Source organism: Sphingomonas sp. CFBP 13728, assembly GCF_014841895.1.
Classification (GTDB): domain Bacteria; phylum Pseudomonadota; class Alphaproteobacteria; order Sphingomonadales; family Sphingomonadaceae; genus Sphingomonas.
Genome location: NZ_JACYUS010000007.1, coordinates 64,961 through 86,327, shown reverse-complemented (window position 1 = coordinate 86,327; position 21,367 = coordinate 64,961). Strand labels below are relative to the sequence as shown.

Here is a 21,367-nt window from a genome sequence, read left to right as displayed (position 1 = left end):
TCGGTTCTGGGTCAGCTCGTTAATTTCAGATGAGACGGTTCGTCCAGACCATTGAACGCGTTCGGCGCACTGCTAATCATCGAAACGGTCGAAAGAACGCCCGTATTTCAGCCGCGAGCAGGTCCGGTTTCTCCAGCGCGGCGAAATGCCCGCCAGCTGGCATTTCGGTCCAGCGTTGTACGTCGAAGACCCGCCCCACCCACGAGCGCGGTGGCATGGCGATCTCGCGGGGAAACACCGATACGCCGAGCGGCGGCCTGACGCGCTCACGCTGCTCGAACACGAGAGGGCGCAGCCGGTTTTCCTTGTAGAGTCTGAGCGATCCGGTGAGGGAATCACCGAACCAATACAGTGAAATATCCGTCAGCAGGTCGTCGAGCGGGATCGCGCTTTCGAGGTCCCCGTGACAGTCGGTCCAGGACCTGAACTTCTCCGTCATCCAGGCCGCGAGCCCGATGGGAGAATCCGTCAGCGAGAACGACAGGGTCTGTGGTTTGGTGCCTTGGAGGGCGGCATAGGCTCCCTCCTGCGCGGACCATTGCGCGACGTGATCGAGATACGCCTGTTCCTGGAGTGTGACGGGCGCGGTGTCGGCAGATGTCGGGGGGCGGTAACTGCCTGGGATGAAGTTCAGATGGATGCCGCGGACGACGTCTGGAAACAGCCGTGCCAGCCAGACGGATACCCCTGCGCCGATGTCGCCGCCCTGCGCGGCGAACCTGTGATAGCCGAGCTCGGCCATGAGCCTGTGCCACAGCAAAGCGATTTCCCGCGAGCTGATGCCCCCTCTTGCCGGCGCGGGCGAGAAGCCGTAGCCGGGCAGCGATGGCACGACGACATGGAAGGCATCGGCAGGATCGCCGCCATGTGCGCCCGGGTCGGCGAGCAGCGGGATCAGCTGTTCCATCTCGACGAACGATCCCGGCCAGCCATGCGTGATGACGATGGGGATCGGGCTGGGGCCAATGCCGCGCCGGTGTACGAAATGGATGTCCTGATCGTCGATCGTGGCCATGAACTGCGGCAGACGGTTTAGCCGTCGTTCCTGAAGTCTCCAGTCGAACCGGTTCTGCCAATGGTCTGCAAGCCGGCGCATGAACGCGAGGCTTGCGCCATCGTCCCAGCTTTCATCGTCGATCGAGCGCGGCCAGCGCGTCGCGGAGAGCCGGTTCTTTAGGTCTTCGAGCGCAGCGTCCGGCACGTCTATCGTGAAGGGAACGGGCGGCATGACTGTCTCCAAGCTCTGAGCGCCTCTATCCTGACTGCGGCTTAGACGCGACGGCCGCTCGCTTGCGGTTTCTTCCAGCTTAGCAGACGGATCGGGCCATTGCTTGTTCTCCGCCTCTCCAAGGATCGAGCGCGCGGACCTAGCGGCTGACTTCGACGAAGAACTGCGCACGTCCGCGATCGGGGCAACGCGAGATCACTTGCACCCCTAGCCACCGTAGCGTTCGGTCTTGATGATGGACGCGTCCAGGCCGGCCAGCAGCGCGCCCTCGGTCGCGATGTTGACGAAACCGTTGGACCCGCAAACGAAGACTTGGCTGGGCTTTCGGTGAAGCCGGGCCACGACGTCCTGCACCATCACGCCGTCGATCCGTCGCCCGAAGTCCGATGCGCGGATCGGTTCTTCGCGCGTGATCGCCAATGCCAGGACGAATGCTGCGTCGCTGGCCTCGGTGGCACGAAGCTCTTCCGAAAAGAGAACGTCTTCGGCGGTCCTGGCGGACAGGAGCAGCGCCGTTGGCACCGCCGGGGACTGTGTGCGGCGTTGTCGGATCATCGCCATCAATGGCGCGAGGCCGGAGCCGGCCCCGATCAGCAACACCGCGTCCACGGCAGGGGCACGGGCAGAGGCAGAGGCAGAGGCAGAGGCAGGGGCGGGCCACAGGAAATGGCCGCCAAGTGGACCACGAAGCTCGATCTCGTCGCCAACCGCCGCGACATCGTGAAAGAACGACGAGACTTCGCCATCCGGCAGCCGCTCGATCGCGAGTTCGATGATCGGGGACGAAATTGTCGCCGACGCGATCGAGTAGCTGCGCATCGCGCTGTAGCCATCGGGCGCGGTCAGCCGGACATCGACGTGCTGCCCCGCGATGTGCGCGAACGGTTCGCGCAACCGCAGGAAGACGCTCTTGATGCTCGGTGTCTGCTGGACGATGTCCTTGATCGTGCATGACTGCCACGGCACAGTCTGCGCGCCGCCCTCAGTCATTGGTGTAGCGCTGCTCGCGCCACGGATCGCCGTAGATATGGTAGCCATGCCCCTCCCAGAATCCCGGCTCGTCGCGCGTCGTGAATTGCAGCGCATTCACCCACTTGGCCGACTTCCAGAAGTAGAGATGCGGGACCAGAAGGCGCGCCGGCCCTCCATGATCGCGCGAAAGCGGTTTGCCCGCATAGGTGAGCGCGACCATCGCCTTGCCCGAAAGCAGATCCGCCAAAGGCACGTTCGTCGAATATTTATCGTAGCAGTGCGCCAGCACGAAATCGGTGGGCTGGTCGAGCCCGGCATCGGCAAGAATATCTTCGACGAGTACGCCCTCCCAGGCGGTATCCAGCTTGGACCAAGAGGTGACGCAGTGAATGTCCTTGGTCACCTTCGTCTTCGGCAGCGCGTTGAACTCGCTCCAGTTCCAGACTTTGACGGGCTTTGGACCGATCTTGACCGTGAATTTCCAATCGGAAGGCTCCACGTGCGGCGTGGGGCCGGCGGACAGGACGGGGAAATCCTCCACAAGATGCTGGCCTGGTGGAATCCGGTTCGACTGATCCCCGCCCGAGCCGCGGCCCGTAAATCCTCTTGTGACCATTGCGAATCCCCTTGCTTGGCACGACGGGTTGAAACTGGCTTCGATTTGAGATCTCTTGAAGACTCTCAGCATCCGCAACCGGTCAATCGATCGTCTGCCAAATATATGCCGAGTTCTGTATCAGAATAGCGATGATATCGTCCGCTGCGAAGCGTGGTGATTGCATGGGGACTATAGCGCCAGGCGAGCCTGATTTTCTAATACCCTGTTGCTATAGTTTCTATAGCATCGCAACACCGCGCCCGCATATAGGTTTCGATCCCGCTCGACGTGCCCGCTGCCTCGATTTCGTCGTCCTCGACATACGCGAAGCGGTCGGCGGGTTTTCCGGTACGGGCGACGACCGTACCGGCGGTGTACCGTGCCGACGGCCTACAACGCCGCGACATGCGGTGTCGAAAGGCGACACGCTGCATCTCACACGGATCGCGCCCAATGTTTTCATGCGTCGCATCCCCTGTTGCTGTCGGAGAGATAGGTGCCCAAGTGGCTAGTCTTTGGAAGTGTACTCAAACGTATTGTCGGCCGTGTGGCGTAGATTTTTGGATCGTTTTCGTAGCTAATATGCCAGGATCGGCGATGTGAATAGCGGTGGGTATGAAAACTATGCTTCCTCGCTATTGGGAATACTATGCCGACCCCGCCATAGTTCGGGTTGTAGCAGCGTCTCAATGCCAGTCCAATTCGGAAGACCTTTCGATCTGATCGATCAGGGCATCGGGGCGCGGCAATCTGGAGATACCTGATGAAAGCAGTTGGTTACAAGCTTCCTGGCCCCATCGCCGAGGATGCCGCGCTGGTCGACATCGATCTGCTCAGGCCCGTCGCTACAGGATACGACATCCTGGTCGAGGTGAAGGCCGTCTCGGTCAATCCAGTCGACTACAAGATTCGCAGCAGCACGGCGCCCGCCGATGGCGACTGGAAGGTGCTGGGATGGGATGCCGCCGGGATCGTGCGTGAGGTCGGCCCCGATGTGACGCAATTCGCGACAGGCGACGAGGTCTATTACGCCGGATCGCTTCTGAGGTCGGGCACCAATGCCGAGTTCCATCTCGTCGATGCCCGGATCGTCGGTTGCAAACCCGCGTCGCTCGACTGGGCGGAAGCGGCGGCGCTGCCGCTGACGGCGTTGGCGGCGTGGGAAGCCATGTTCGATCGCCTGGACGTGGCGAAGCCCGTTCCCGGCGCGGCGCCAGCGATCCTCATCGTCGGTGGCGCGGGCGGGGTCGGCTCGATCGCCATCCAGATCGCGCGACAATGCACGGACCTCGTCGTTATCACCACCGCATCCCGGCCGGAAACCGAGGCATGGGTGAGGGGGCTCGGCGCGCACCACGTCATCGACCATTCCCGGCCGCTCGCGGCGCAGGTTGCCGCGCTCGGCATCGGCGCTCCCGCTTTCGTCTTTTCGATCACGCATACCGATCAGCATGTCGCCGACATCGCCGAACTGATCGCCCCGCAAGGACGGTTCGTGCTGATCGACGACCCTATCGCCCTCGATATCATGCTGTTCAAGCGCAAGGCGGTGTCGATCCACTACGAGTTGATGTTCACACGGTCGATCTACGGCACGCCCGACATGCATGAGCAGGGCGAGATCCTCGATGCGCTGGCCGTGCTGGTCGACGACGGCAAGATCCGCACGACGCTGACCCGGACCCTGTCGCCGATCAATGCCGCCAATCTGGAGACGGCGCATGCGCTGATCGAAAGCGGCGCGACGAGAGGCAAGATCGCGCTCGAAGGCTTCTGACGGCAACCGCCGCCAACATCGTTTCCAACCTCAGAATCGGAAAAACCCATGGCCAAATCCATCGCCACCGCATCGATCAACCGCGAAACCGCGGTCGCCCTCATCGACGCGGCGATCGCCGCAGCCCGCGTGATCGGCATCCCGGCTGCCGTCGCCGTCGTCGACGCCACCGGGTATCTGCGCGCGTTCGAGCGCACCGACGATGCGCCGTTCCTCACCGTCGACGTCGCCATCGACAAGGCCTGGAGTTCCGCCTCGTTCGGGTTCCCGACGCACGTCTGGAACGACTATGTGACCAACGATCCGAAGGTGGCGCCGCTGGCCTATCGCCCGCGGATGGTGGCGGTCGGCGGCGGATATCCGATCCTGGAGGACGGCAAGTTGATCGGTGGGATCGGCATCTCCGGGGGTAATTATCAGCAGGATCAGGATGCCTGCGTCGCGGCACTCGAGAAAATCGGATTCGAGCTACCGGCCTGACGACCGCCAAGCCGACGATCCGCATCGTAATTGGAGCAGCATATGAGCATCGACCAACGCCAAGCCCCCGAGCTGCGGGTGCAGAAATGGATCGGCCACGACGGAAACGCGATCGCGCCCCTTGCGCTGTCGGACCTCGGGACCGGCCTAAAGATCCTGTTCGCGTTCCAGCATTGGTGCCCCGGCTGCCATCTGCATGGATTTCCGACGCTACAAAAACTGCATCGCGCGTTGAGCCCCCAGGGCGTGGGGTTTGCGGTGATCCAGACCGTCTTCGAAGGGGCGGACGAGAACACATTCGAGACGTTGCGCATGAACCAGCTCAAATATGAGCTTCCCATCGCTTTCGGTCACGATGAACCACCGACCGGGCAGGCGCTGCCGACCTTCATGGAAGACTACCGCACGCGAGGAACACCTTGGTTCACCGTTATCGATGCAGGCGGCCGTATCGTCTTCTCGGATTTCCATCTCGATGCGGACACGCTTATCGCGGACCTGAGTCAGGCATAGCTTATGCAGCGAGGGCTCAATCCTGACTGCTAGATTTGGGCGGTTCAATCGTCCCGCTTGAGATCAGGAAATCTCATGCCAGACGCAGCGCACCCCGGTATCGTGTTCAGCCACGCGATCTGTCATGATAAGCTGGCCCCCGGGAAGCTCGATCTCCGCAGTCAGCGCATCGTAGCGAACCGGATAGGTGTGCACCCACGCCTTGGCGATCTCGGTCAGATAACGGCTGCTATCGATGGTGGCGATGCGTGCTTCGGCTTCGAACATGAAGAGCTCCCGTAGACTGTGTGCTTCGATTAGAATCGTGGAATTTATCGAGATAAGCGTCGCGTCGCAGGTCCAAGGCGGATCACGCTATGATCGCTGTCACGCGAATTTCGATACGCATGGTGGGAAGCCCCAGCGCTTCGACCCCCAGTTGCGTCCAGATCGGCGCGCGGTCGGGCATGTAGTGGCGGAATAGCCTCGCCATCGTCTCGTTGATGATGGGAGGGAAGCCGCCGACGTGATAGGAATTGACGTGGACGACGTGGCCCCAGTTCGCCCCGGCTGTCGCGAGCGTCCGTTCGACGTTCTCGAACGCCTGCGCGATCTCGTCCTCGATCGACTCCGGAATGACGAGATCGTCGTTCCAGCCGCCTTGTCCGGAAATCTCCACGCGGTCGCCGATGCGCATCGCCTGGGAGTAATGCAGCGCGTCATGCAGGCGCGTCCCGTAGCCGGGGGTGATGAAGAACGACGGTGTCGTCATGAGCTTGCCCTTGATGAGATGAGCGGCGTTCGGCACCCGCGCGATGGCCGGTGGGCGGACCCTATTCCACGGCTTCGACGATGAGTACGCGGCCATTGAACTGCACGGTCTCGCCTGCTCGCGCGCCTTCGATCGCTGCGAAGATCGGCGCCATCGTGGAAATGCCCATGATTTCCCGACCCTGACAGGTGAACCTACTGGTCGAAACCGCGATCGCGAAGTAGCGGCCGGACAGCTTGACGACGGCGCCTTCCTCGACGGTCGACTTGGGGCCGAAATCGATCATCCTGAGCTTGTCGATCTTGTCGGCGTAATCGTGCAGCGTGTCGTCGAGCGCTTCGGCGAGGTCGCTGGCCATTTCGGCTTGGGCCAGTTCGTCGTTCTCGACCGGTTCGCTTTGATCGACCTTAGCGGTGAAGACATAGTCGAGGTAGTTTCCCCGGGCGCTCTGCAGGGCTGCGGTCTCCAGCGAGAGCATTGTGTTTCGGATATGGGCCTTGTTCCAGTCCATGATGACGTCCTTGCGTTACGGTGCTTCGATACTTCAGCGGACAAGTGGTCCGGCGACGCCGCTATTCGTCGCTGATGACGTCTTCGCCCTGGTAGGGGACGCGGATCAGCCGGGGATCCCGGATGATGCTCGTGACGAGCCAGACATAGTCCTGCTCGGCGGTGTCGAAGCCTAGGATGCTGAAACCGCCGCCGAACGGGCATGACGGAAAGTCCGGAAAGCCTTCGCGCAGAACGTAGCGCTCGGGATCGCAGCGGAACTCGTCCTTGAAGACCTTGCGCAGTCCGTGCTTGGTCGGCGCGTCCCGGTCGCTTGCCGCCACCGTTTCCCGATCCGCGACGAGCCGCTCGGACAGGTCGCGGGGACAGATTTCGTGGAACACGTCGAACGCGTCGATCAACAGGCCGCGGTGCCCGGTCGCCGGGTCGGTGATCGCGTAGATGTTGGAGGCGTCTTCGCCATCATCGCCGCTTTCGAGGCGCAACGCCGCATCGACGCGAATGGTGCACGCTTCGATGGTCGATCCGAGTTCGAGATCGACGAGAGTGCTGTCCTTGACGCGGTACTCGTGGTCGTAGCCCTTGGCGACGAACGCCTGCACCGCTTCGAGAACGTCGGTCAGTGGGGTCGTCATAGCCACTTGGCCTTCTTGAAGCGCACGAAGAGCAACACGCAGAACACTGCGATCACGCCGAGCACGATGAAGTATCCGTAGGTCGCGTCCAGCTCCGGCATGTTCTTGAAGTTCATGCCGTATATGCCGGCGATTGCGGTCGGGACCGCGAGTATCGCAGCCCACGCCGCCAGTTGGCGGGTGATCACGCCCATCCGTTGCGCCTCCAGGAGGCTGCTCGCCTCGAAGACCGTGGACAGGACGTGGAGAAGGCCGTCTACCATCGACTGGACACGGTGGAGATGGTCCGCGACGTCGCTGAAATAGGGTATCACGTCGGCGCTGATGCAGGGGAAATGGCCGCGAACCAGCTTTCCCACCAATTCCCCCATGGCGCCGAGCGTGCGCTGGAACCGCGTGAGTTCGGATCTCAGTTCGAAGATGAGGACGACGTCCTCCCGCTCTAGGAAGTCGTCGAGCGACCGTCTCTCCATCGCCAGGACATCGTCCTCGATCATCTCGAAGATCGGCAGATACTGGTCGACGATGCGGTGCAGGATGGCGTGCAGGATATAGTCGACACCCTTTCGGGACAAGGTGGTCGATCCCTCGAGTTGCGCGCGAAGATTGCCCAGCGCGCCCGCGGTGCCGTGCCGTACGGTGATGAGATGATTGTGACCGGTGAAGATCGCCATCTTGCCGTAGATGATCCGATCGCCCACCAGCGCCGCGGTCTGCGCGACGATGTAGAGTTCATCATTGTAGACTTCGAGCTTGGGCGGGCACAGCGGATGCATCGCGTTGTCGATCGCCAACGGATGGAGGTTGTAGGTCGCCTGGATCGCGGCAAGTTCGTCGTCGGTGGGCTCGCCGAGCGCGATCCAGCAAAAGCCCGTGCGATCCTCGCCCAGTTCGATGCTTTCATCGAGCGCGATCGCCCGGACCCGCTTGCCTTCGTGGTAATAATAGGCGGCAATCACGCTCATGCCGGCTTCGCGGGGATATGCAGTCCGCGCTGCACCGCGGGTCGCGCCAGCGCGCGGTCGAGCCACGCCTGGACGTTCGCATAGTCGTCGAGGCCGAGTATGGCACCGGCAGCGTAGAACGCCCCAAGCGCATTCACCCAGCCGATCGTCGCGATGTCCGCAATCGAATAGTCGTCGACGATCCAGTCGCGGCCTTCCAACTGGCGATCCAGGACCCCGAGAAGACGCTTGGTCTCGTCGACGAAGCGCTGTCGAGGCCGCTTGTCCTCGAAATCCTTGCCGCCAAATCGCAGGAAGAAGCCGAGTTGACCGAATATCGGGCCGATCGCCGACATCTGGAAGAAGACCCAGGCAAGCGTATCGTACCGTCGGGCAGGGTCGACGGGCATGAACTGGCCTGTCTTTTCGGCGAGGTAGAGAAGGATCGCGCCGGATTCCCATAGCGCCAGGGGGTTGCCGTCAGGCCCCGCCGGATCGATGATCGCCGGGATGCGGCCGTTCGGATTGAGCGCCACGAACGCCGGATCTTTCGACTCGTTGTTCGAGATGTCTACGAAGTGCGGCTCGTACGCGGCGGCGGTTTCCTCCAGCATGATCGAGACCTTGACGCCGTTGGGGGTGGGCGTGGCGTAGAGTTGGATGCGATCGGGATGCGATGCCGGCCAGCGTTGCGTGATCGGGAAGGACGAAAGGTCGGTCATAATCTGCGATCCTGGTGCTGCGGTCATGGAGGATTGCGCGCCAGACCGGCGCTGCGCGGTGGTGACGTCTATTCCGCTGCGATCCCAGCCGCGGGCCGCGCATCGTCATCCGTCTGGCGCTTCGGAAGCACCCAGCCGGGACGCACGAAGTGGCAAGTGTAGCCGTTCGGCCGCGTCTCCAGATAATCCTGATGGTCCGGCTCGGCTTCCCAGAATTCGCCGACCGGCACGACTTCGGTGACTACCTTGCCATTCCACAGCCCGGAGGCATCGACATCGGCGATGGTGTCCTCGGCAACGCGCTTCTGCGCGTCGTCGACGTAATAGATGCCCGACCGGTAGGAGAGCCCCATGTCGTTGCCCTGGCGGTTCTTGGTGGTAGGATCGTGGATCTGGAAGAAGAATTCGAGGATGGCCCGGTAGCTCGTCACGGCCGGGTCGAAGACGATCTCGATCCCCTCGGCATGCGTGCCGTGATTGCGATAGGTGGCGTTCGGAATATCGCCGCCGGTGTAGCCGACGCGGGTCGAGACGATGCCGGGCCGCTTGCGGATCAGATCCTGCATGCCCCAGAAGCACCCGCCCGCGAGAATGGCGCGCTCGTGCATATTAAGCCTCCTCTGCCTGATCGAGATATTCGCCGTAGCCTTCGCTCTCGATCTCATCGCGCGGGATGAAGCGAAGCGACGCCGAGTTGATGCAGTAGCGCAGGCCACCGCGGTCGGCGGGACCGTCCGGGAACACGTGGCCGAGATGGCTGTCGGCGTGCACCGACCTGACCTCGGTCCGAACCGTTCCGTGCGTGGTGTCGCGGACCTCGTTCACGTTTGCGGGCACGATCGGCTTGGTGAAGCTGGGCCAGCCGGAGCCCGACTCGTATTTGTCGGTCGAGGCGAACAGCGGTTCGCCCGATACGACGTCGACGTAGATGCCGGGCTCCTTGTTGCCGTCATACTCTCCGGTGAAGGGCTGTTCGGTACCCGAATCCTGCGTAACCCTGCGTTGCTCCGGGGTCAGCCGATCGACCGCATCCTGCGACTTTTCAAAATTCATGATAGTCTCCGATACTTATCTTGGAGGACCAGGCGTGCTTCAGCATATTTATCGTTCACCGCGTAAGCTATTGCAGTGCTATTTTGATTTGGCCAATACGTTGTGCGTATAGTTTCAATAGCGTTGCAGTCTTTCGCGTTGTGGTCGAGTCCCACGCGTGTATTACTGCCAGTTGCGCGATCACGATTTCTCAACCCAGATGATAAAGCGATTTGGCGCTGTCACACTCGCGCGTTTGGACGCTATCCTGCACGGCATGAACACCACCCGGCTGCAGCCTAACCCTGAAGCCGAATCCGTCGTCGCGGCTCTAGGTTTCGCGTCCGTCTACGATGATTTCGTCGCCCGATTGCAAAGCCTGAACGTGGGAAAACTGGCGCCTCGCGTTGACGAGGCGTTCCCGGACTTCTCGCTGCCCGACGCGTCGGGACGCTACCGTTCGCTCGAGCAGTTGCGGGACGGAGGGCCGCTCGTCATCAGCTTCAATCGCGGACTTTGGTGCCCGTTCTGCGTGCATGAGCTGCAGTCCTGGGCGGCTGCCTTGCCCGCGCTTGAACATGCGGGCGGGAGGCTGATCGTCGTGGCGGGCGAGACCGGCGAAGGCGCGTCCGCCATACAGGACATGATCGGACCGGGCGCGACGCTGCTCTGCGACGTCGATCACGGGGCGGCGCTGGCCTGCGGATTGGCGTTCCCCGTAGGCGAGGAGATGAAGCGGCGGTATCTGGCGATCGGGCTCGATCTTGCCGCAACATATGGCAGCGATGGAGGCTTCCTGCCGATCCCGGCAACGTTCGTCGTCGGCGAGGAGGGCATCATCCGCTACGCCCATGTCGACGCCGACTTTCGCCTGCGTCCCGATCCACTGGACATCGTCGCGTTTCTAACGGCGATGCACTGAACACGCGGACGACGTGAACGGCAGGCGAGGTGGGCAGGGGACGTGTCCCGATACTTCTGCTCAGGTGGCAGCCGCCGCCCAGCTTCGCGCGCGTGAGGCGCGTACGAAGGCATCGGCGGCGATGCTGCGCTTACGACCCGCCACCGCGCCTAGTACGACGTCACGCCTGACCTCGACGTCGGCAAATGTGAAGGCGCACAAGCGCTCGTCGTCCCGAGGCCGCGGAATGAAGGCACTGCCCAACCCGGAGACCACCAACTGCTTCACCTGGGCCATACCGATCGCGCGGTGTCGCACGATCGGCACGAAGCCATGCAAGGCAGCTAGGTCCTTGAGCCTGGCGCATCCGTTGCCCTCGTGATCGATCCACGACTCCTCGCGCACCGAAAGCAGCGGCGGCATCCCGCCTCCGGCGAGCGGATGATCCGCACGCGTGACCATATGATAGCTGTGGTCGAACAGCGGCCAGACATCGAGGCGATCAGGCGTGTCGTCTGGCAGTTCGACGACAACCAGGTCCAGCGCACCGTTCATGGCGGCTTCGATCAAATCGTCCGGCGGCCCGCTCGACAGTGACAGTTCGAAACCGGGCAAGCAGTCGGCAAGCTCCTCCAGGATGCGGTCGAGCGTGTCCGATTCGATCGCGGCATCTACGCCAAGCGCAAGCGGCACCACGCCCGCCCTCTCGATGGACTTGGCGAATTGTATCGCGGCTTGCGCCGCCTCGAACGTGCGGTCGAGATGAGGCAGCATCTGACGTCCGAGATCGGTGAGGTGGGTGTGGCTGCGCTCGCGGCGGAAGAGTTGTCCGCCAAATTCAAGTTCGAGCTTCTGGATCGCGCGGGTCAGCGACGGTTGCGTCACGTCGCATTCTTCGGCCGCCCGCGTGAAGTTGAGCACCCGCGCCATTGCGAGGAAATACCTGATCTGCTGCATCTCCATGAGGCAATACTAGCACTTGAGCCGGCAGGTGGCGACTCGGTGGTCATCGATCAGCGTACGGGCTATTGCCTCAAAGAAGAACGCCACCTTATCATGTAGTTGATTGCCTCAGGCCATGTAAACGCATACCAATTGATGTCGTACGAATATTGTACAGGGCTTGCCCACCGGCCCTGACGAAGGATCATGATCACGTGGACGCCAGGGTGTTCCTGCAGCGGATCGAAGCAAGCAACAGCACGAGGGACGCGGCCAGCAAAACCGCATCCTTGAGGAGAAACTGTCCCGGTACGGCCGAAATGGCAGGGAAACCGCCCGCATTCGGCTCCGCGACACCGGGAATCGTGACGAGAAAAGTCGGCGTGATCAGATACGTCGCCGCAGACATCAGTGCGCCGAACCACAGAAACACGATCACGAGAGCCCATCTGAGAAGGGCGAGATCCTTCCGACCGTGCTCGGAGACGAAGAATTCGTCGCGGTCGAGAATATTCATCTGAAAATCCTAACATCAGGTCGCGCCGAGGTTCGATTGGTGATGGCAGGCTCGGCATCGTGGCTGCCCGCGAGCCACCGGGCGGCTCAACCGGTGACGAGCGGGCTGAAGGCGATGATCCTTGACGACACGGCCATCGGTATCGTGCGGGCATCGCTGGCTGAGGGTGTCGATTGACGGCAATTCGCGCGCTATTGGGCCTTGATGCTCGTGGCTACCACGGTCTGGTTGGCATGCTCGATCAGGAACCACCGGTAGTCGGTGCCGTCACAGGCAATGTGACCCACCCCCGGAAACTCCAGGTGTGGCGCGGCAACCAGCGTGCGGCCGTCTGCGAACGCGGAGAACGCGAGTTGCCGGACCGCGCGCGCCTTTGACTGGTTCTCGTCGAACGTGATGGCCACGTCCGGGCGGGGAAACTGAACGGCGGCTGCATGGATGGTGTCGCCGATGAAAGCGCCGTGTCATCCGCATGACACGTGACCGCGAGACTCTTACGTTTGGCGCGTTGCGCCGGATGGAAGGATCTCGCCCTCCATCGTACCGATCGGGTGCAGCTGCATGGCGTAAACTCCGTTGTCTTCTGCCCCGAAGCTACCGTGGCGTCGTCTGCGGGGGAAATGCCGCTGGCGTATAGTTTCGATAGCCGTAGGGGCGGGCGCTAGCGGTGTCGGCGGGTTGCTGCGGCCGTCGAGGCGCGGCGACAGCCATCTGCGCGGGTTGCTTTACGAGGCCGCAGCCGTCCTGCTCACGCGCAGCCGACCCGAAGCCGATCCATGGCCGCTTGTGGGAAGTCGAAAGCGACCGAGGAGCATTGAACAAAAAAAAGGGCGGCAGGTCGATGACCCGCCGCCCCGAATTTGATCCCGAAGGATCGATTACATGTCGATGGTCAGGCCGACAAACAGGTAACGGCCAATGGCCTCGTAGATGCCCGGATAGGTGTTGCCATTGCCGAGCGAACCGATCGGCGATGCCGTTGCACTCAGGATCGGCGGCGTCTTGTCGAGGATGTTGTTCACACCCATGCGGTACGTGAACTTGTCCGCGACCCGCACCGTTGCGGCCAGATCGAAGTAGTTCTGCGCCTTCACGCGGGCGTCGTTGACGAAGAACGGACCGGCCAGATCGCTGTCGCTGCTGGTGCGCTCGAACTTTGTCGCCGACAGGTAGCGCCAGTTACCCGACAGACCGATGCCGTTCGGCGTGGTCAGCGACAGACGAGCCTGATGACGCCACTTGGACATCGGGTAGCCACACTGCGCGCCGTACAGGCCTGCGCAATCGAACTTCGCGCCGACCTTGTCCGACGTGAACTTGTCGACATAGGTGCCGTTGAACGAAAGGCCGATCGTGCCGATGCTGTCCGACCGATAGGTATAACCCGCCGACGTTTCGATGCCCTGCGTCGTCAGCGTACCCGCGTTGACGTTGGTGTCGACGATGAAGCCGGCATTGCCCTGCCACAATGTGCCGCTGGCATCGCGGTTGATCGCGCCGCAGAACTGCTGGTCGGCGGTCTGGAGGCACTGCGCGATGATAGTGTCCGCGCCGATGACGCCGATCCGGTCCTTCAGCTTGATCCGGAAGCCGTCGACCGACAGGTTGAAGCCCGGCAGGAACGACGGACGCAGGATCACGCCGGCGGTGAACGTGTCGGCCTTTTCAGGACGCAGGTTCGGGTTGCCGCCCAACAGGCCGTTATACTGCTCCGAGGGATTGGCAGCGATCAGGCCGAAGCGGTTCGCGGGAACGCCGGTGAGCGCGCACTGTGCCGCGGTGTTGCCATTGACCAGGCCGTTGACTGCGGCGCCTGCGCAGGGATCCGTCGCACCGTCCAGTTGGACCGACTGCTGCGCGAACAATTCCTGCGTGTTCGGGGCGCGAACCGCACGGTTGTAGCCGCCGCGGAAGCGGATGTCCGAGATCGGTGCCCAGACGATCTCGCCCTTGTACGAGTGAGCCGAACCAGCCGTGCTGTAGCTCGAGTAACGATAGCCGCCATTGACGGTCAGTTCGTTGAAGAACGGACGATCGCTGACGAGCGGCACCTGGATTTCGCCGAATGCTTCCTTGACGTTGTAGCTGCCGCGGATCGGCAACGTCGCACCGCCCTGGCCGGCGAGATCGCCGCTCAGGAACGCGTTGTCGACTTCGAGGCTCAGCGATTCCTTGCGATACTCGCCGCCGATGTTCAGTGCGATGCCTTCGCTCGCGAACGGCGACTGGACGCCGTATTCGGCTCCCTTGAAGGTGAACGACCCGTTGAGGACCGTTTCCTTGTTCTCACCCGACTGGAAGCCCGGCGTCTGGACATAGTTCAGTGCCGCAGGGGTGATGCCAGCCGAACCGAAGATGTTCAGCGGGACGCAGTTCGGATCGGTACCGTCGACGACCGAGCGGCAGACCGCCTGGCCGTTCGTCGCCGACCCTGGACGCGTATCGGTAATGGCGTCGAGTGCGCGGGTGGTACGCGAAACCGAGAACTCGTTACGGTACACCTGATTGAACACGGTGCTGCCGAACTGGCCATACGCCTCGTACGAAATGCCCTTGTCGAGATTACCGCTTGCACCGGCAACGAAGCGGTACTGGGTGTGGCGAAGATCAGCCTGACGACCGCCGCCCTCGACGTTGCGACGGCCGATACGGACGTTCGCCTGCTGATACTGCGAACCGTCCGGGTTGGTCAGATTGATGACGTTGCCGTTCGCGTCCCGCACCAGGTTGCTGTCGCGGAAGAAGGTCGCCTGCTGTGCAGCGGACAGGAACGGGTTGTTGCTGTTCAGGACTTCTGTGTTGTTGAAGTCGCCCGACGGCGCGATCTGCGCCACCGAACGATCGTCCATGAACATGAAATCGGCGTAAGGCTTGAACGCGTCGCTGACTTCATATTTCGCGAGGAAGCCGGCGGTGTAGCGCTTATCCGGACGCTGGTAATAGTTCAGCGGGTTGGCGTTATACAGCGTCGTACCAGGAACCAGCTGGCCAGCGGAGTCCAGCGTGTAACCGGTTGGCGGCCCACCCTCGACGGCGTCGCTGAGCGAGAAGTTTGCCGGGAAGGCAGTCGCGGATCCGCCGCAGACATAATCGTTGCCCACGTTGCCCGCCGGTGCGTTCAGGCCGCATGCGCTGTAGTCACGCGAACCCTGCAGGATCGCGCCGATCTTGCGATAGCCGCCATAGCCGACGATGTGGCCGCGGCCGTCGCTGGTACCAACACCGACCTTGAAGTTGATGTCGAACTGCGTCCCATCAAACGACTGACCGGTCGGCGCCGGGTAGCCGGCGGCGGTGTTCAGCGCCTTGAAACGATCGCTGCGGTTGTTGTGGTTGTAGATGCCGCCCGATGCATCGACGCTGAAGCCCTCGTAATCGGTGTCGAGCACAAAGTTGACGACGCCGCCGATCGCATCCGATCCATAGACCGAGCCGGCGCCGCCGGTCAGCACGTCGACGCGCTTGATCAGCGATGCCGGGATCATGTTGACGTCGGCCGCGGCGCTGGCGGTGCTGCTCGACGATGGGTTGCCCGGCATCAGGCGGCGGCCGTTGATCAGCACCAGCGTGCGCGACTCACCGAGGTTGCGAAGGTTGATCGTTGCGGTCCCGGTCGAACCGTTGGATACCGATGAGGTCTGCGTGGCGAAGGACGACGGAAGGCTGTTCAGCACGTCCTCGATGCGCGTCGCGCCACGCAGCTTGATGTCCGCTGCATTGACGACGGTCACGGGGCTGGCCGACGTCAGGTTCGGGTTCGAGATACGCGAACCGGTAACGACGATGTCACCACCCTCGGCCGTACCCGCAGCGGCGGGATCCTGGCTCGGCGTGTTGGAGATCGCGGGCGTCGTCGCCGCTGCGCCGTCATCGCTCGTCGTACCCTGAGGCGCGGGTGCCGGTGCGGTCTGCGCAAACGCGGGCAATGCGGCAACCGCACCCGTGATCATCGTGGATGCCAGCAGGCAATCTCGAAATATATGGTTTCGCATCGTGCTATTTGGTCCCTGTTCGGTATCGGCGAGTTTTCGCGCGACATGATCTGAAGTGCGGCCGTTTGGCCCCATTGGCGGCGTTTTTTACAAAACCGAACCGCCATGTCCAAAGCTAAGTTACACATTGGTTTCAGTTCGTCGCATTGCGTCAGCATTGTTGCCCAATGGCAACAATGCTGCGTGCGTGGCCGAATTGCACCTTGCCAAGCCGCGATTGCGGCGCCCCGTATGTCCGCCTATCGCTCCGGCTCAACGTAGGTTTTGGGGGAGCGATATGCGGGTTGCGATGATGTCGACGATAACCGGCCTGGTCGGTATCGCGGCGGTTGCAGTGGCGACGACGGCTGCCAAACCGCGCAATACGGAGCGTGCAACTTTACTGACGGCGGTCACGCAGTGCCGTGCCGTTATGGATCCCTCCGCCCGCCTTGCATGTTTCGATCGATCGGTAGCAGCACTGGATGCAGCAGAAGCCGACAAGACCGTGATCGTCATCGACCAGCAACAGATGCACGAAACTCGGCGCAGCCTGTTCGGTATCAGCCTTCCGAACACCGACCTGCTCGGCAACGGCAAAGATCTGCCGCAGATCGAGACGACGCTGACGAGTGCCTCGGTGAATGACACAGGGCAGTGGAGCTTCGTCCTTGCCGACGGCGCACGGTGGACGCAGACGGACGACTATGTAATCGCGCGGCGGCCTCGGGCGAACGACAAGGTAATTATAAAGCGCGCCGCACTCGGCAGCTTCCGATTGAGCGTCGGGGGGCAGCCCGGTGTAAAGGCCAAGCGGCAAAATTAGCGCCTGCGAACTCGTGCCTGGTGTCCCTCCTTCCTGCCGCGGCAGCAGGTCCGATTGCTCGCACGAGCACGCCAACGCATCGACACGGATCTCGTCGAATAGGATGAGTTCGACGACGTTCGCGAGCGGGTAGACGGAAGTTGAAATGGTCATATCGCAGAGCTGAGGAAACGTCGGAATTTAGGAGACGAAAAAAAGGGCCTGAGTGTCTGAAGGCGGGTCGAGTGGCGAAACGTGGCGTCTTCGACAGCATCCCGTATTGACGGCATCCCGCATCTGAGACCATCGGGTTGCCCATGACGAAGAGCAAGGGACGTACCGGCGCGCACGCACGCGCCAATATCCAGCCTGCACCGACAGCCGCCGAGCTCGATGCCGCCAAGCGAGAGGTCGTGCAGATCGAGGGGCGGCTGGTCGGCCTGGCTGCCGGGCATCCTTCGGTCAAGATCTGGAAGGCTCGCCTTCGTTCAGCCCAAGCCGTGATCGCCCGCGCTCCGCGCGACGGATAGGCGCTGCGGGGTCCGCGCATCCGCTGGTGACGCAGGCCGGGATCGACATCCTGCGCCGAGGCGGGTTGGTGGTTCGGCGGTTCGGCGAGAGTTATCGATATTATTTCAACGCGGCGGCGACGTCCGCGGCGAAGCGAGCGATGTCGAACCGCGCGGTGCCGGGATCCTCGCCGCGCCTGACGATGACGAGCTGCCGGGACGGGATCACCATGATATACTGTCCTCGGTTGCCCTGCGCGGCGTAGCTGCCCTCGGGCAGGCCTTGCTGGGGGCCGAACAGCCACATCGTCGCGCCATAGCCCGGTCCGCTCGCCGGCTGCGGTCCGCTAGGCGTCGTCATGGTGTGCATCCAGCCTGTCGGTAACAGTCGCTTGCCCTGCCAAACGCCGTCCTGCGACCAGAACAATCCCAGCCTCGCCAGGTCGCGCGCAGTCGACCAGACCTGGCTGGAGAGGATGTAGTTGCCGTGCCAGTCCGTCTCGGCAACGGTGTGCGCCATGCCGAGCGGGCCGAACAGGCTGCCCGGCAATGTCCGGTACCGGACCTCGCCGATCGCGTTTCGGGTGGCATAGACCGCGAGCAGGATATCATTGTTGGCATAGCGGAAGCGCGTGCCGGGCAGCGCCTCCAACGGCCATGACACCGCCTGTTCGTCGACAGTGGTGCCGCCGAAATAGATGGCATCGGTGCGATTGCCGGCGGTATCACTGTGCAGGCCGGACGCCATGCGCAGGAGATTGTCGAGCGTGATGGCCTGACGCGGATCGCCGGTCGTCTTCCATTGCCGGACGGCGGCGGGGGCCTTCAATGCGGCTGCATTGTTGAGGCCGATCAGCGTGCCGGCAATCGACTTGCCGACCGACCAGGTCCGGTTGGACACGAACGGCCCGAAACCGCGGCCATATTGCTCGGCGAGAACCTGGCCGTCTTTCACGACGATCACGCCGACCGTCTTGGTGTCGACGCCATAGGTGGTCGCGAATGCCTTGCCGACCGCGCCGGTCAGTGAGGCCGATGGGCGCGGTGCGATGCCGGCGTCACCCTGCGGCCAGCGCCGCGGATCCGCCGGTGCAATCGACGGTGCCGCCATCGACTTGCGGCCAGCCGGTGCCGTGCCGCCGATCGGCAGGGTCACGCAACCATGCCCGCTGGTCCACGTCGCGCGCCTCGGGGGAAGCTTTGGATCGAATGCTACGGAAACGGACTGGAGGCTGCGGTCGACGTTCGCCGTGAGCGTCGGCACGATCTTCTCATAGTCGGGGTAGATGCCGGCCAGCTCATCGGCATCGATCTGTTCCGGCGTGCGTCCCGCATTGAAGATGCCGGAGCAATAGAGCGCCGCCTTGTACCCGGCCGCCACAGCGCGCTGATAGGTCCCTGCCGATGGCTGGGCAACGATCTGGGCATGGGCGGGCACCGACGCGAGAAGGGCAAGACCGGCCGCTTTGAGTATCTGCATGCCGACATCCTCCCATTACGCAACCGGCTCGGCAATTCGTTTTCCCGAACTTTCGAAATCTGGGAGCGTCCCGCGCAGGCGAACCAGGATCGAGTTCAAATCTTATTCGGGGGGACCGGCACGGCAGCGATGGTTTGCCGTACAGGTCCCCCAGGACGCGATCAGTTTCGCATGAACTCCGCAAACGCGTCGCGCCAATCTGCATGCCAGCGGGACAGGGCAGGGCGGTTTTCGATCAGGTCTCCCGCCGCCCACGCTATCCGCTTCGCATCCTGTTCGGAGGTCGTCTCGTTGTCCGGGCACAGGATGTAGAAATCGCCCGCTGCCACCCGGTCCATCATCAGCGCGACGACCTGTTCAGGGGTCCATGCACCGGGTGGTTTCTCCGCCAGTCGACCAGCGGTCATCCCGGTCCAGGTGAAGCCGGGCACGAGCAAGTGGGCGCTGACCCGACGTCCGGTCCGTTCGCGCAAGCTGTGGGCGAGGCCTTCGGTCAGCGATTTTACCCCGGCCTTGCTGACGTTGTACGCGGTGTTGCCGGGCGGCTGCGTGATACCCTGTTTGGAGCCGGTGTTGATGACGAGGGCAGGGGCCTCGCCTTCGACCATAGCCGGGACGAAGGCCTGGACGCCGTGGACCACGCCCATCAGGTTGACGCCGAGCACTTCGTCCCATTTGGCCGGGTCGGCGAACACGTCACCGCCCCCGCCGATGCCGGCGTTGTTCATCAGCACCGACACGGGACCGTGGCGGTCGACCACCTCGTGCGCCAGCGCGACCATCGCGGCACGATCCGCGACGTCGGCGGACAGCGCAACCGCGCCGTCCATGCTGGCCGCGGCGTGCTCAAGCGCCTCGCCGGGGCGGTCGACGAGAACGACCCGCATGCCGGCGTCGGCGATGGCGCGGGCAGCGGCCAGCCCGATGCCGCCAGCCGCACCCGTGACGACGGCCAGCTTGCCGCGCGCGATCGCCGCAAAGGACGGAACGCTCACGCGTCGATGCTCGCCATCGAGGCGTCCGGATAGCGTGTCCCCTGCGCCGCGCCGGGGGGCAGAATCTCATCGATCCGGGCAAGATCGGCGGCGCTCAGGTCGACATCGAGCGCGCCCAGATTGTCCTTGAGATATTTCCGCCGTTTGGTGCCCGGGATCGGCACGATATCCTCGCCCTGGCGCAGCACCCATGCGAGCGCCAGCTGCGCCGGCGTGCAGCCCTTCTCCGCCGCCATCGTGCCGATCGCGGCGACGAGATCGAGGTTCTTCCGGAACGCCTCGCCTTGGAAGCGGGGATGGTTGCGGCGCGTGTCGCCAGCGTCGAGATCGTCGGGGGTCTTGAACTGTCCGGTGAGGAAGCCGCGTCCCAGCGGGCTGTACGGTACGAAGCCGATCCCCAATTCGCGCACCGTCGGCAGAATCTGGTCCTCCACGTCGCGGCTCCACAGCGAATATTCGGTCTGCAGCGCGGTGATCGGGTGCACGGCATGCGCCCGGCGGATGGTTGCGGGGGCAGCCTCGGAAAGGCCAAGATACTTGACCTTCCCCTCGAGCACCAGATCGGCCATCGCACCGACGGTCTCCTCAATCGGCACGTCGGGGTCGACGCGGTGCTGATAGTAGAGATCGATGACATCGAGCCCGGTCCGCTGCAAGCTCGCGTCGCAGGCCGATCGCACGTAGTCGGGGCGACCGTTGACCCCCTTGAAGCTGCCATCCGCCCCGCGCACGTTGCCGAACTTGGTTGCGACGACGACCCACTCGCGCCGCTCGCGGACGACGCGGCCGACCAGTTCTTCGTTGGCCCCAACGCCGTACATGTCGGCGGTGTCGAGAAACGTCACGCCGAGATCGAGCGCGCGATTGATCGTCGCAACCGATTCCGCCTCGTCGCGGCTACCGTAGAAGTCGGACATCCCCATGCAGCCGAGGCCGAGCGCGGAGACTTCGAGACCTTGTCTACCAAGTTTGCGGGTTTTCGTCGGATCGGTCCTTTAGCTGGCGACAAGATACGCGGTCGATCGGCTGCACGCCGCGGTATCCCGACCGGGAACTTGACCATACCGATATCGGTGTAGCCGAGG

Annotated in this window: 24 protein-coding genes and 1 pseudogene; 7 read left to right on the top strand and 18 right to left on the bottom strand. The window is 63.0% G+C overall.

Annotated features, from left to right (window positions below; genetic code table 11):
• Positions 1-76 precede the first annotated feature (76 nt).
• The 3 genes from IFT67_RS18740 to IFT67_RS18730 all read right to left on the bottom strand — a co-directional run bounded on the left by IFT67_RS18740 (position 77) and on the right by IFT67_RS18730 (position 2,816).
• A complete protein-coding gene (locus IFT67_RS18740) occupies positions 77-1,228 on the bottom strand; it encodes an epoxide hydrolase family protein (RefSeq protein WP_192239613.1) in 1,152 nt (383 codons plus the stop codon).
• 207 nt (positions 1,229-1,435) lie between these two features.
• Complete coding sequence (locus tag IFT67_RS18735; RefSeq protein ID WP_244647530.1) at positions 1,436-2,266, bottom strand: ferredoxin reductase; 831 nt, start codon at positions 2,264-2,266, stop codon at positions 1,436-1,438.
• Complete coding sequence (locus IFT67_RS18730; RefSeq protein WP_192239612.1) at positions 2,211-2,816, bottom strand: sulfite oxidase-like oxidoreductase; 606 nt, start codon at positions 2,814-2,816, stop codon at positions 2,211-2,213. The genes IFT67_RS18735 and IFT67_RS18730 overlap by 56 nt, the downstream gene beginning before the upstream one ends.
• A gap of 745 nt (positions 2,817-3,561) precedes the next feature.
• Here IFT67_RS18730 and IFT67_RS18725 point away from each other — a divergent pair.
• From IFT67_RS18725 to IFT67_RS18715, 3 genes are read left to right on the top strand one after another with little or no spacing between them, the layout of a single operon-like run.
• Positions 3,562-4,575, top strand: a complete 1,014-nt coding sequence (locus IFT67_RS18725; RefSeq protein WP_192239611.1) for a zinc-binding alcohol dehydrogenase family protein — start codon at positions 3,562-3,564, stop codon at positions 4,573-4,575.
• 48 nt (positions 4,576-4,623) lie between these two features.
• The gene (locus IFT67_RS18720; RefSeq protein WP_192239610.1) at positions 4,624-5,055 is read left to right on the top strand and encodes a GlcG/HbpS family heme-binding protein; all 432 of its coding nucleotides are present in this window, start codon (positions 4,624-4,626) and stop codon (positions 5,053-5,055) included.
• 42 nt (positions 5,056-5,097) lie between these two features.
• On the top strand, positions 5,098-5,568 hold the full coding sequence (locus IFT67_RS18715; protein ID WP_192239609.1) for a peroxiredoxin family protein: 471 nt from the start codon (positions 5,098-5,100) through the stop codon (positions 5,566-5,568).
• A gap of 63 nt (positions 5,569-5,631) precedes the next feature.
• On the opposite strand, the gene IFT67_RS18710 is transcribed toward IFT67_RS18715, so the two are convergent.
• From IFT67_RS18710 to msrB, 8 genes are all read right to left on the bottom strand, one after another.
• The gene (locus IFT67_RS18710) at positions 5,632-5,835 is read right to left on the bottom strand and encodes a DUF2218 domain-containing protein (RefSeq protein WP_192239608.1); all 204 of its coding nucleotides are present in this window, start codon (positions 5,833-5,835) and stop codon (positions 5,632-5,634) included.
• A gap of 82 nt (positions 5,836-5,917) precedes the next feature.
• On the bottom strand, positions 5,918-6,319 hold the full coding sequence (locus IFT67_RS18705; protein WP_192239607.1) for a RidA family protein: 402 nt from the start codon (positions 6,317-6,319) through the stop codon (positions 5,918-5,920).
• Positions 6,320-6,380: 61 nt separating this feature from the next.
• Positions 6,381-6,830 (bottom strand): hypothetical protein, encoded by a 450-nt coding sequence (locus tag IFT67_RS18700; RefSeq protein ID WP_192239606.1) that lies wholly within the window; start codon positions 6,828-6,830, stop codon positions 6,381-6,383.
• 61 nt (positions 6,831-6,891) lie between these two features.
• Positions 6,892-7,464, bottom strand: a complete 573-nt coding sequence (locus IFT67_RS18695) for a hypothetical protein (RefSeq protein ID WP_192239605.1) — start codon at positions 7,462-7,464, stop codon at positions 6,892-6,894.
• The gene (locus IFT67_RS18690; protein ID WP_192239623.1) at positions 7,461-8,429 is read right to left on the bottom strand and encodes a magnesium and cobalt transport protein CorA; all 969 of its coding nucleotides are present in this window, start codon (positions 8,427-8,429) and stop codon (positions 7,461-7,463) included. Before IFT67_RS18690 ends, IFT67_RS18695 begins: the two co-directional genes overlap by 4 nt.
• Positions 8,426-9,130 (bottom strand): glutathione S-transferase N-terminal domain-containing protein, encoded by a 705-nt coding sequence (locus tag IFT67_RS18685; protein WP_192239604.1) that lies wholly within the window; start codon positions 9,128-9,130, stop codon positions 8,426-8,428. Before IFT67_RS18685 ends, IFT67_RS18690 begins: the two co-directional genes overlap by 4 nt.
• A 68-nt stretch (positions 9,131-9,198) precedes the next feature.
• A complete protein-coding gene (gene msrA, locus IFT67_RS18680) occupies positions 9,199-9,738 on the bottom strand; it encodes a peptide-methionine (S)-S-oxide reductase MsrA (protein WP_192239603.1) in 540 nt (179 codons plus the stop codon).
• Position 9,739: 1 nt separating this feature from the next.
• Entirely contained in the window at positions 9,740-10,183 is a 444-nt protein-coding gene (gene msrB, locus IFT67_RS18675) for a peptide-methionine (R)-S-oxide reductase MsrB (protein ID WP_192239602.1), read from the bottom strand.
• Between the two features lie 172 nt (positions 10,184-10,355).
• Between msrB and IFT67_RS18670 the strand changes: the two genes are divergently transcribed.
• Positions 10,356-11,084 (top strand): peroxiredoxin-like family protein, encoded by a 729-nt coding sequence (locus IFT67_RS18670; protein ID WP_192239601.1) that lies wholly within the window; start codon positions 10,356-10,358, stop codon positions 11,082-11,084.
• A 60-nt stretch (positions 11,085-11,144) separates the two neighbouring features.
• On the opposite strand, the gene IFT67_RS18665 is transcribed toward IFT67_RS18670, so the two are convergent.
• Together IFT67_RS18665 and IFT67_RS18660 are read right to left on the bottom strand one after the other, a co-directional pair.
• Complete coding sequence (locus tag IFT67_RS18665) at positions 11,145-12,020, bottom strand: LysR family transcriptional regulator (protein WP_274602714.1); 876 nt, start codon at positions 12,018-12,020, stop codon at positions 11,145-11,147.
• Positions 12,021-12,216: 196 nt separating this feature from the next.
• On the bottom strand, positions 12,217-12,522 hold the full coding sequence (locus IFT67_RS18660) for a DUF417 family protein (protein ID WP_192239599.1): 306 nt from the start codon (positions 12,520-12,522) through the stop codon (positions 12,217-12,219).
• 39 nt (positions 12,523-12,561) lie between these two features.
• Here IFT67_RS18660 and IFT67_RS18655 point away from each other — a divergent pair, with 39 nt between their 5' ends.
• Positions 12,562-12,699, top strand: coding sequence for a hypothetical protein (locus IFT67_RS18655; protein ID WP_192239598.1), 138 nt, complete (start codon positions 12,562-12,564; stop codon positions 12,697-12,699).
• Between the two features lie 14 nt (positions 12,700-12,713).
• Here the strand turns inward: IFT67_RS18655 and IFT67_RS18650 are convergent, their stop codons facing one another.
• Positions 12,714-12,926, bottom strand: coding sequence for a hypothetical protein (locus tag IFT67_RS18650; protein ID WP_192239597.1), 213 nt, complete (start codon positions 12,924-12,926; stop codon positions 12,714-12,716).
• A 474-nt stretch (positions 12,927-13,400) separates the two neighbouring features.
• On the bottom strand, positions 13,401-16,514 hold the full coding sequence (locus IFT67_RS18645; RefSeq protein ID WP_192239596.1) for a TonB-dependent receptor plug domain-containing protein: 3,114 nt from the start codon (positions 16,512-16,514) through the stop codon (positions 13,401-13,403).
• Positions 16,515-16,803: 289 nt separating this feature from the next.
• On the opposite strand from IFT67_RS18645, the gene IFT67_RS18640 reads away from it, so the two are divergent.
• Positions 16,804-17,319 carry a hypothetical protein gene (locus IFT67_RS18640; protein WP_192239595.1) on the top strand — a complete coding sequence of 172 codons (516 nt, stop codon included), beginning with the start codon at positions 16,804-16,806 and terminating at the stop codon, positions 17,317-17,319.
• 296 nt (positions 17,320-17,615) lie between these two features.
• Positions 17,616-17,828 (top strand): hypothetical protein, encoded by a 213-nt coding sequence (locus IFT67_RS18635; protein ID WP_107964244.1) that lies wholly within the window; start codon positions 17,616-17,618, stop codon positions 17,826-17,828.
• 100 nt (positions 17,829-17,928) lie between these two features.
• Here the strand turns inward: IFT67_RS18635 and IFT67_RS18630 are convergent, their stop codons facing one another.
• The 3 genes and pseudogenes from IFT67_RS18630 to IFT67_RS18620 all read right to left on the bottom strand — a co-directional run.
• The gene (locus tag IFT67_RS18630; RefSeq protein ID WP_192239594.1) at positions 17,929-19,287 is read right to left on the bottom strand and encodes a serine hydrolase domain-containing protein; all 1,359 of its coding nucleotides are present in this window, start codon (positions 19,285-19,287) and stop codon (positions 17,929-17,931) included.
• 161 nt (positions 19,288-19,448) lie between these two features.
• Positions 19,449-20,282: an SDR family NAD(P)-dependent oxidoreductase gene (locus tag IFT67_RS18625; RefSeq protein WP_192239593.1), complete on the bottom strand. Its 834-nt coding sequence runs from the start codon at positions 20,280-20,282 to the stop codon at positions 19,449-19,451.
• Positions 20,279-21,256, bottom strand: a pseudogene (locus tag IFT67_RS18620) (aldo/keto reductase); the annotation flags it as partial. The pseudogene IFT67_RS18620 and the gene IFT67_RS18625, both read right to left, overlap by 4 nt.
• Positions 21,257-21,367: the final 111 nt, after the last annotated feature.

Bases quoted from the DNA above. Each gene is read 5' to 3' on its own strand.
- IFT67_RS18740 (WP_192239613.1), bottom strand. From the start codon at position 1,228: ATGCCGCCCGTTCCCTTCACGATAGACGTGCCGGACGCTGCGCTCGAA.
- IFT67_RS18735 (WP_244647530.1), bottom strand. From the start codon at position 2,266: ATGGCTACCATATCTACGGCGATCCGTGGCGCGAGCAGCGCTACACCA.
- IFT67_RS18730 (WP_192239612.1), bottom strand. From the start codon at position 2,816: ATGGTCACAAGAGGATTTACGGGCCGCGGCTCGGGCGGGGATCAGTCG.
- IFT67_RS18725 (WP_192239611.1), top strand. From the start codon at position 3,562: ATGAAAGCAGTTGGTTACAAGCTTCCTGGCCCCATCGCCGAGGATGCC.
- IFT67_RS18720 (WP_192239610.1), top strand. From the start codon at position 4,624: ATGGCCAAATCCATCGCCACCGCATCGATCAACCGCGAAACCGCGGTC.
- IFT67_RS18715 (WP_192239609.1), top strand. From the start codon at position 5,098: ATGAGCATCGACCAACGCCAAGCCCCCGAGCTGCGGGTGCAGAAATGG.
- IFT67_RS18710 (WP_192239608.1), bottom strand. From the start codon at position 5,835: ATGTTCGAAGCCGAAGCACGCATCGCCACCATCGATAGCAGCCGTTAT.
- IFT67_RS18705 (WP_192239607.1), bottom strand. From the start codon at position 6,319: ATGACGACACCGTCGTTCTTCATCACCCCCGGCTACGGGACGCGCCTG.
- IFT67_RS18700 (WP_192239606.1), bottom strand. From the start codon at position 6,830: ATGGACTGGAACAAGGCCCATATCCGAAACACAATGCTCTCGCTGGAG.
- IFT67_RS18695 (WP_192239605.1), bottom strand. From the start codon at position 7,464: ATGACGACCCCACTGACCGACGTTCTCGAAGCGGTGCAGGCGTTCGTC.
- IFT67_RS18690 (WP_192239623.1), bottom strand. From the start codon at position 8,429: ATGAGCGTGATTGCCGCCTATTATTACCACGAAGGCAAGCGGGTCCGG.
- IFT67_RS18685 (WP_192239604.1), bottom strand. From the start codon at position 9,130: ATGACCGACCTTTCGTCCTTCCCGATCACGCAACGCTGGCCGGCATCG.
- msrA (WP_192239603.1), bottom strand. From the start codon at position 9,738: ATGCACGAGCGCGCCATTCTCGCGGGCGGGTGCTTCTGGGGCATGCAG.
- msrB (WP_192239602.1), bottom strand. From the start codon at position 10,183: ATGAATTTTGAAAAGTCGCAGGATGCGGTCGATCGGCTGACCCCGGAG.
- IFT67_RS18665 (WP_274602714.1), bottom strand. From the start codon at position 12,020: ATGCAGCAGATCAGGTATTTCCTCGCAATGGCGCGGGTGCTCAACTTC.
- IFT67_RS18660 (WP_192239599.1), bottom strand. From the start codon at position 12,522: ATGAATATTCTCGACCGCGACGAATTCTTCGTCTCCGAGCACGGTCGG.
- IFT67_RS18645 (WP_192239596.1), bottom strand. From the start codon at position 16,514: ATGCGAAACCATATATTTCGAGATTGCCTGCTGGCATCCACGATGATC.
- IFT67_RS18640 (WP_192239595.1), top strand. From the start codon at position 16,804: ATGATGTCGACGATAACCGGCCTGGTCGGTATCGCGGCGGTTGCAGTG.
- IFT67_RS18635 (WP_107964244.1), top strand. From the start codon at position 17,616: ATGACGAAGAGCAAGGGACGTACCGGCGCGCACGCACGCGCCAATATC.
- IFT67_RS18630 (WP_192239594.1), bottom strand. From the start codon at position 19,287: ATGCAGATACTCAAAGCGGCCGGTCTTGCCCTTCTCGCGTCGGTGCCC.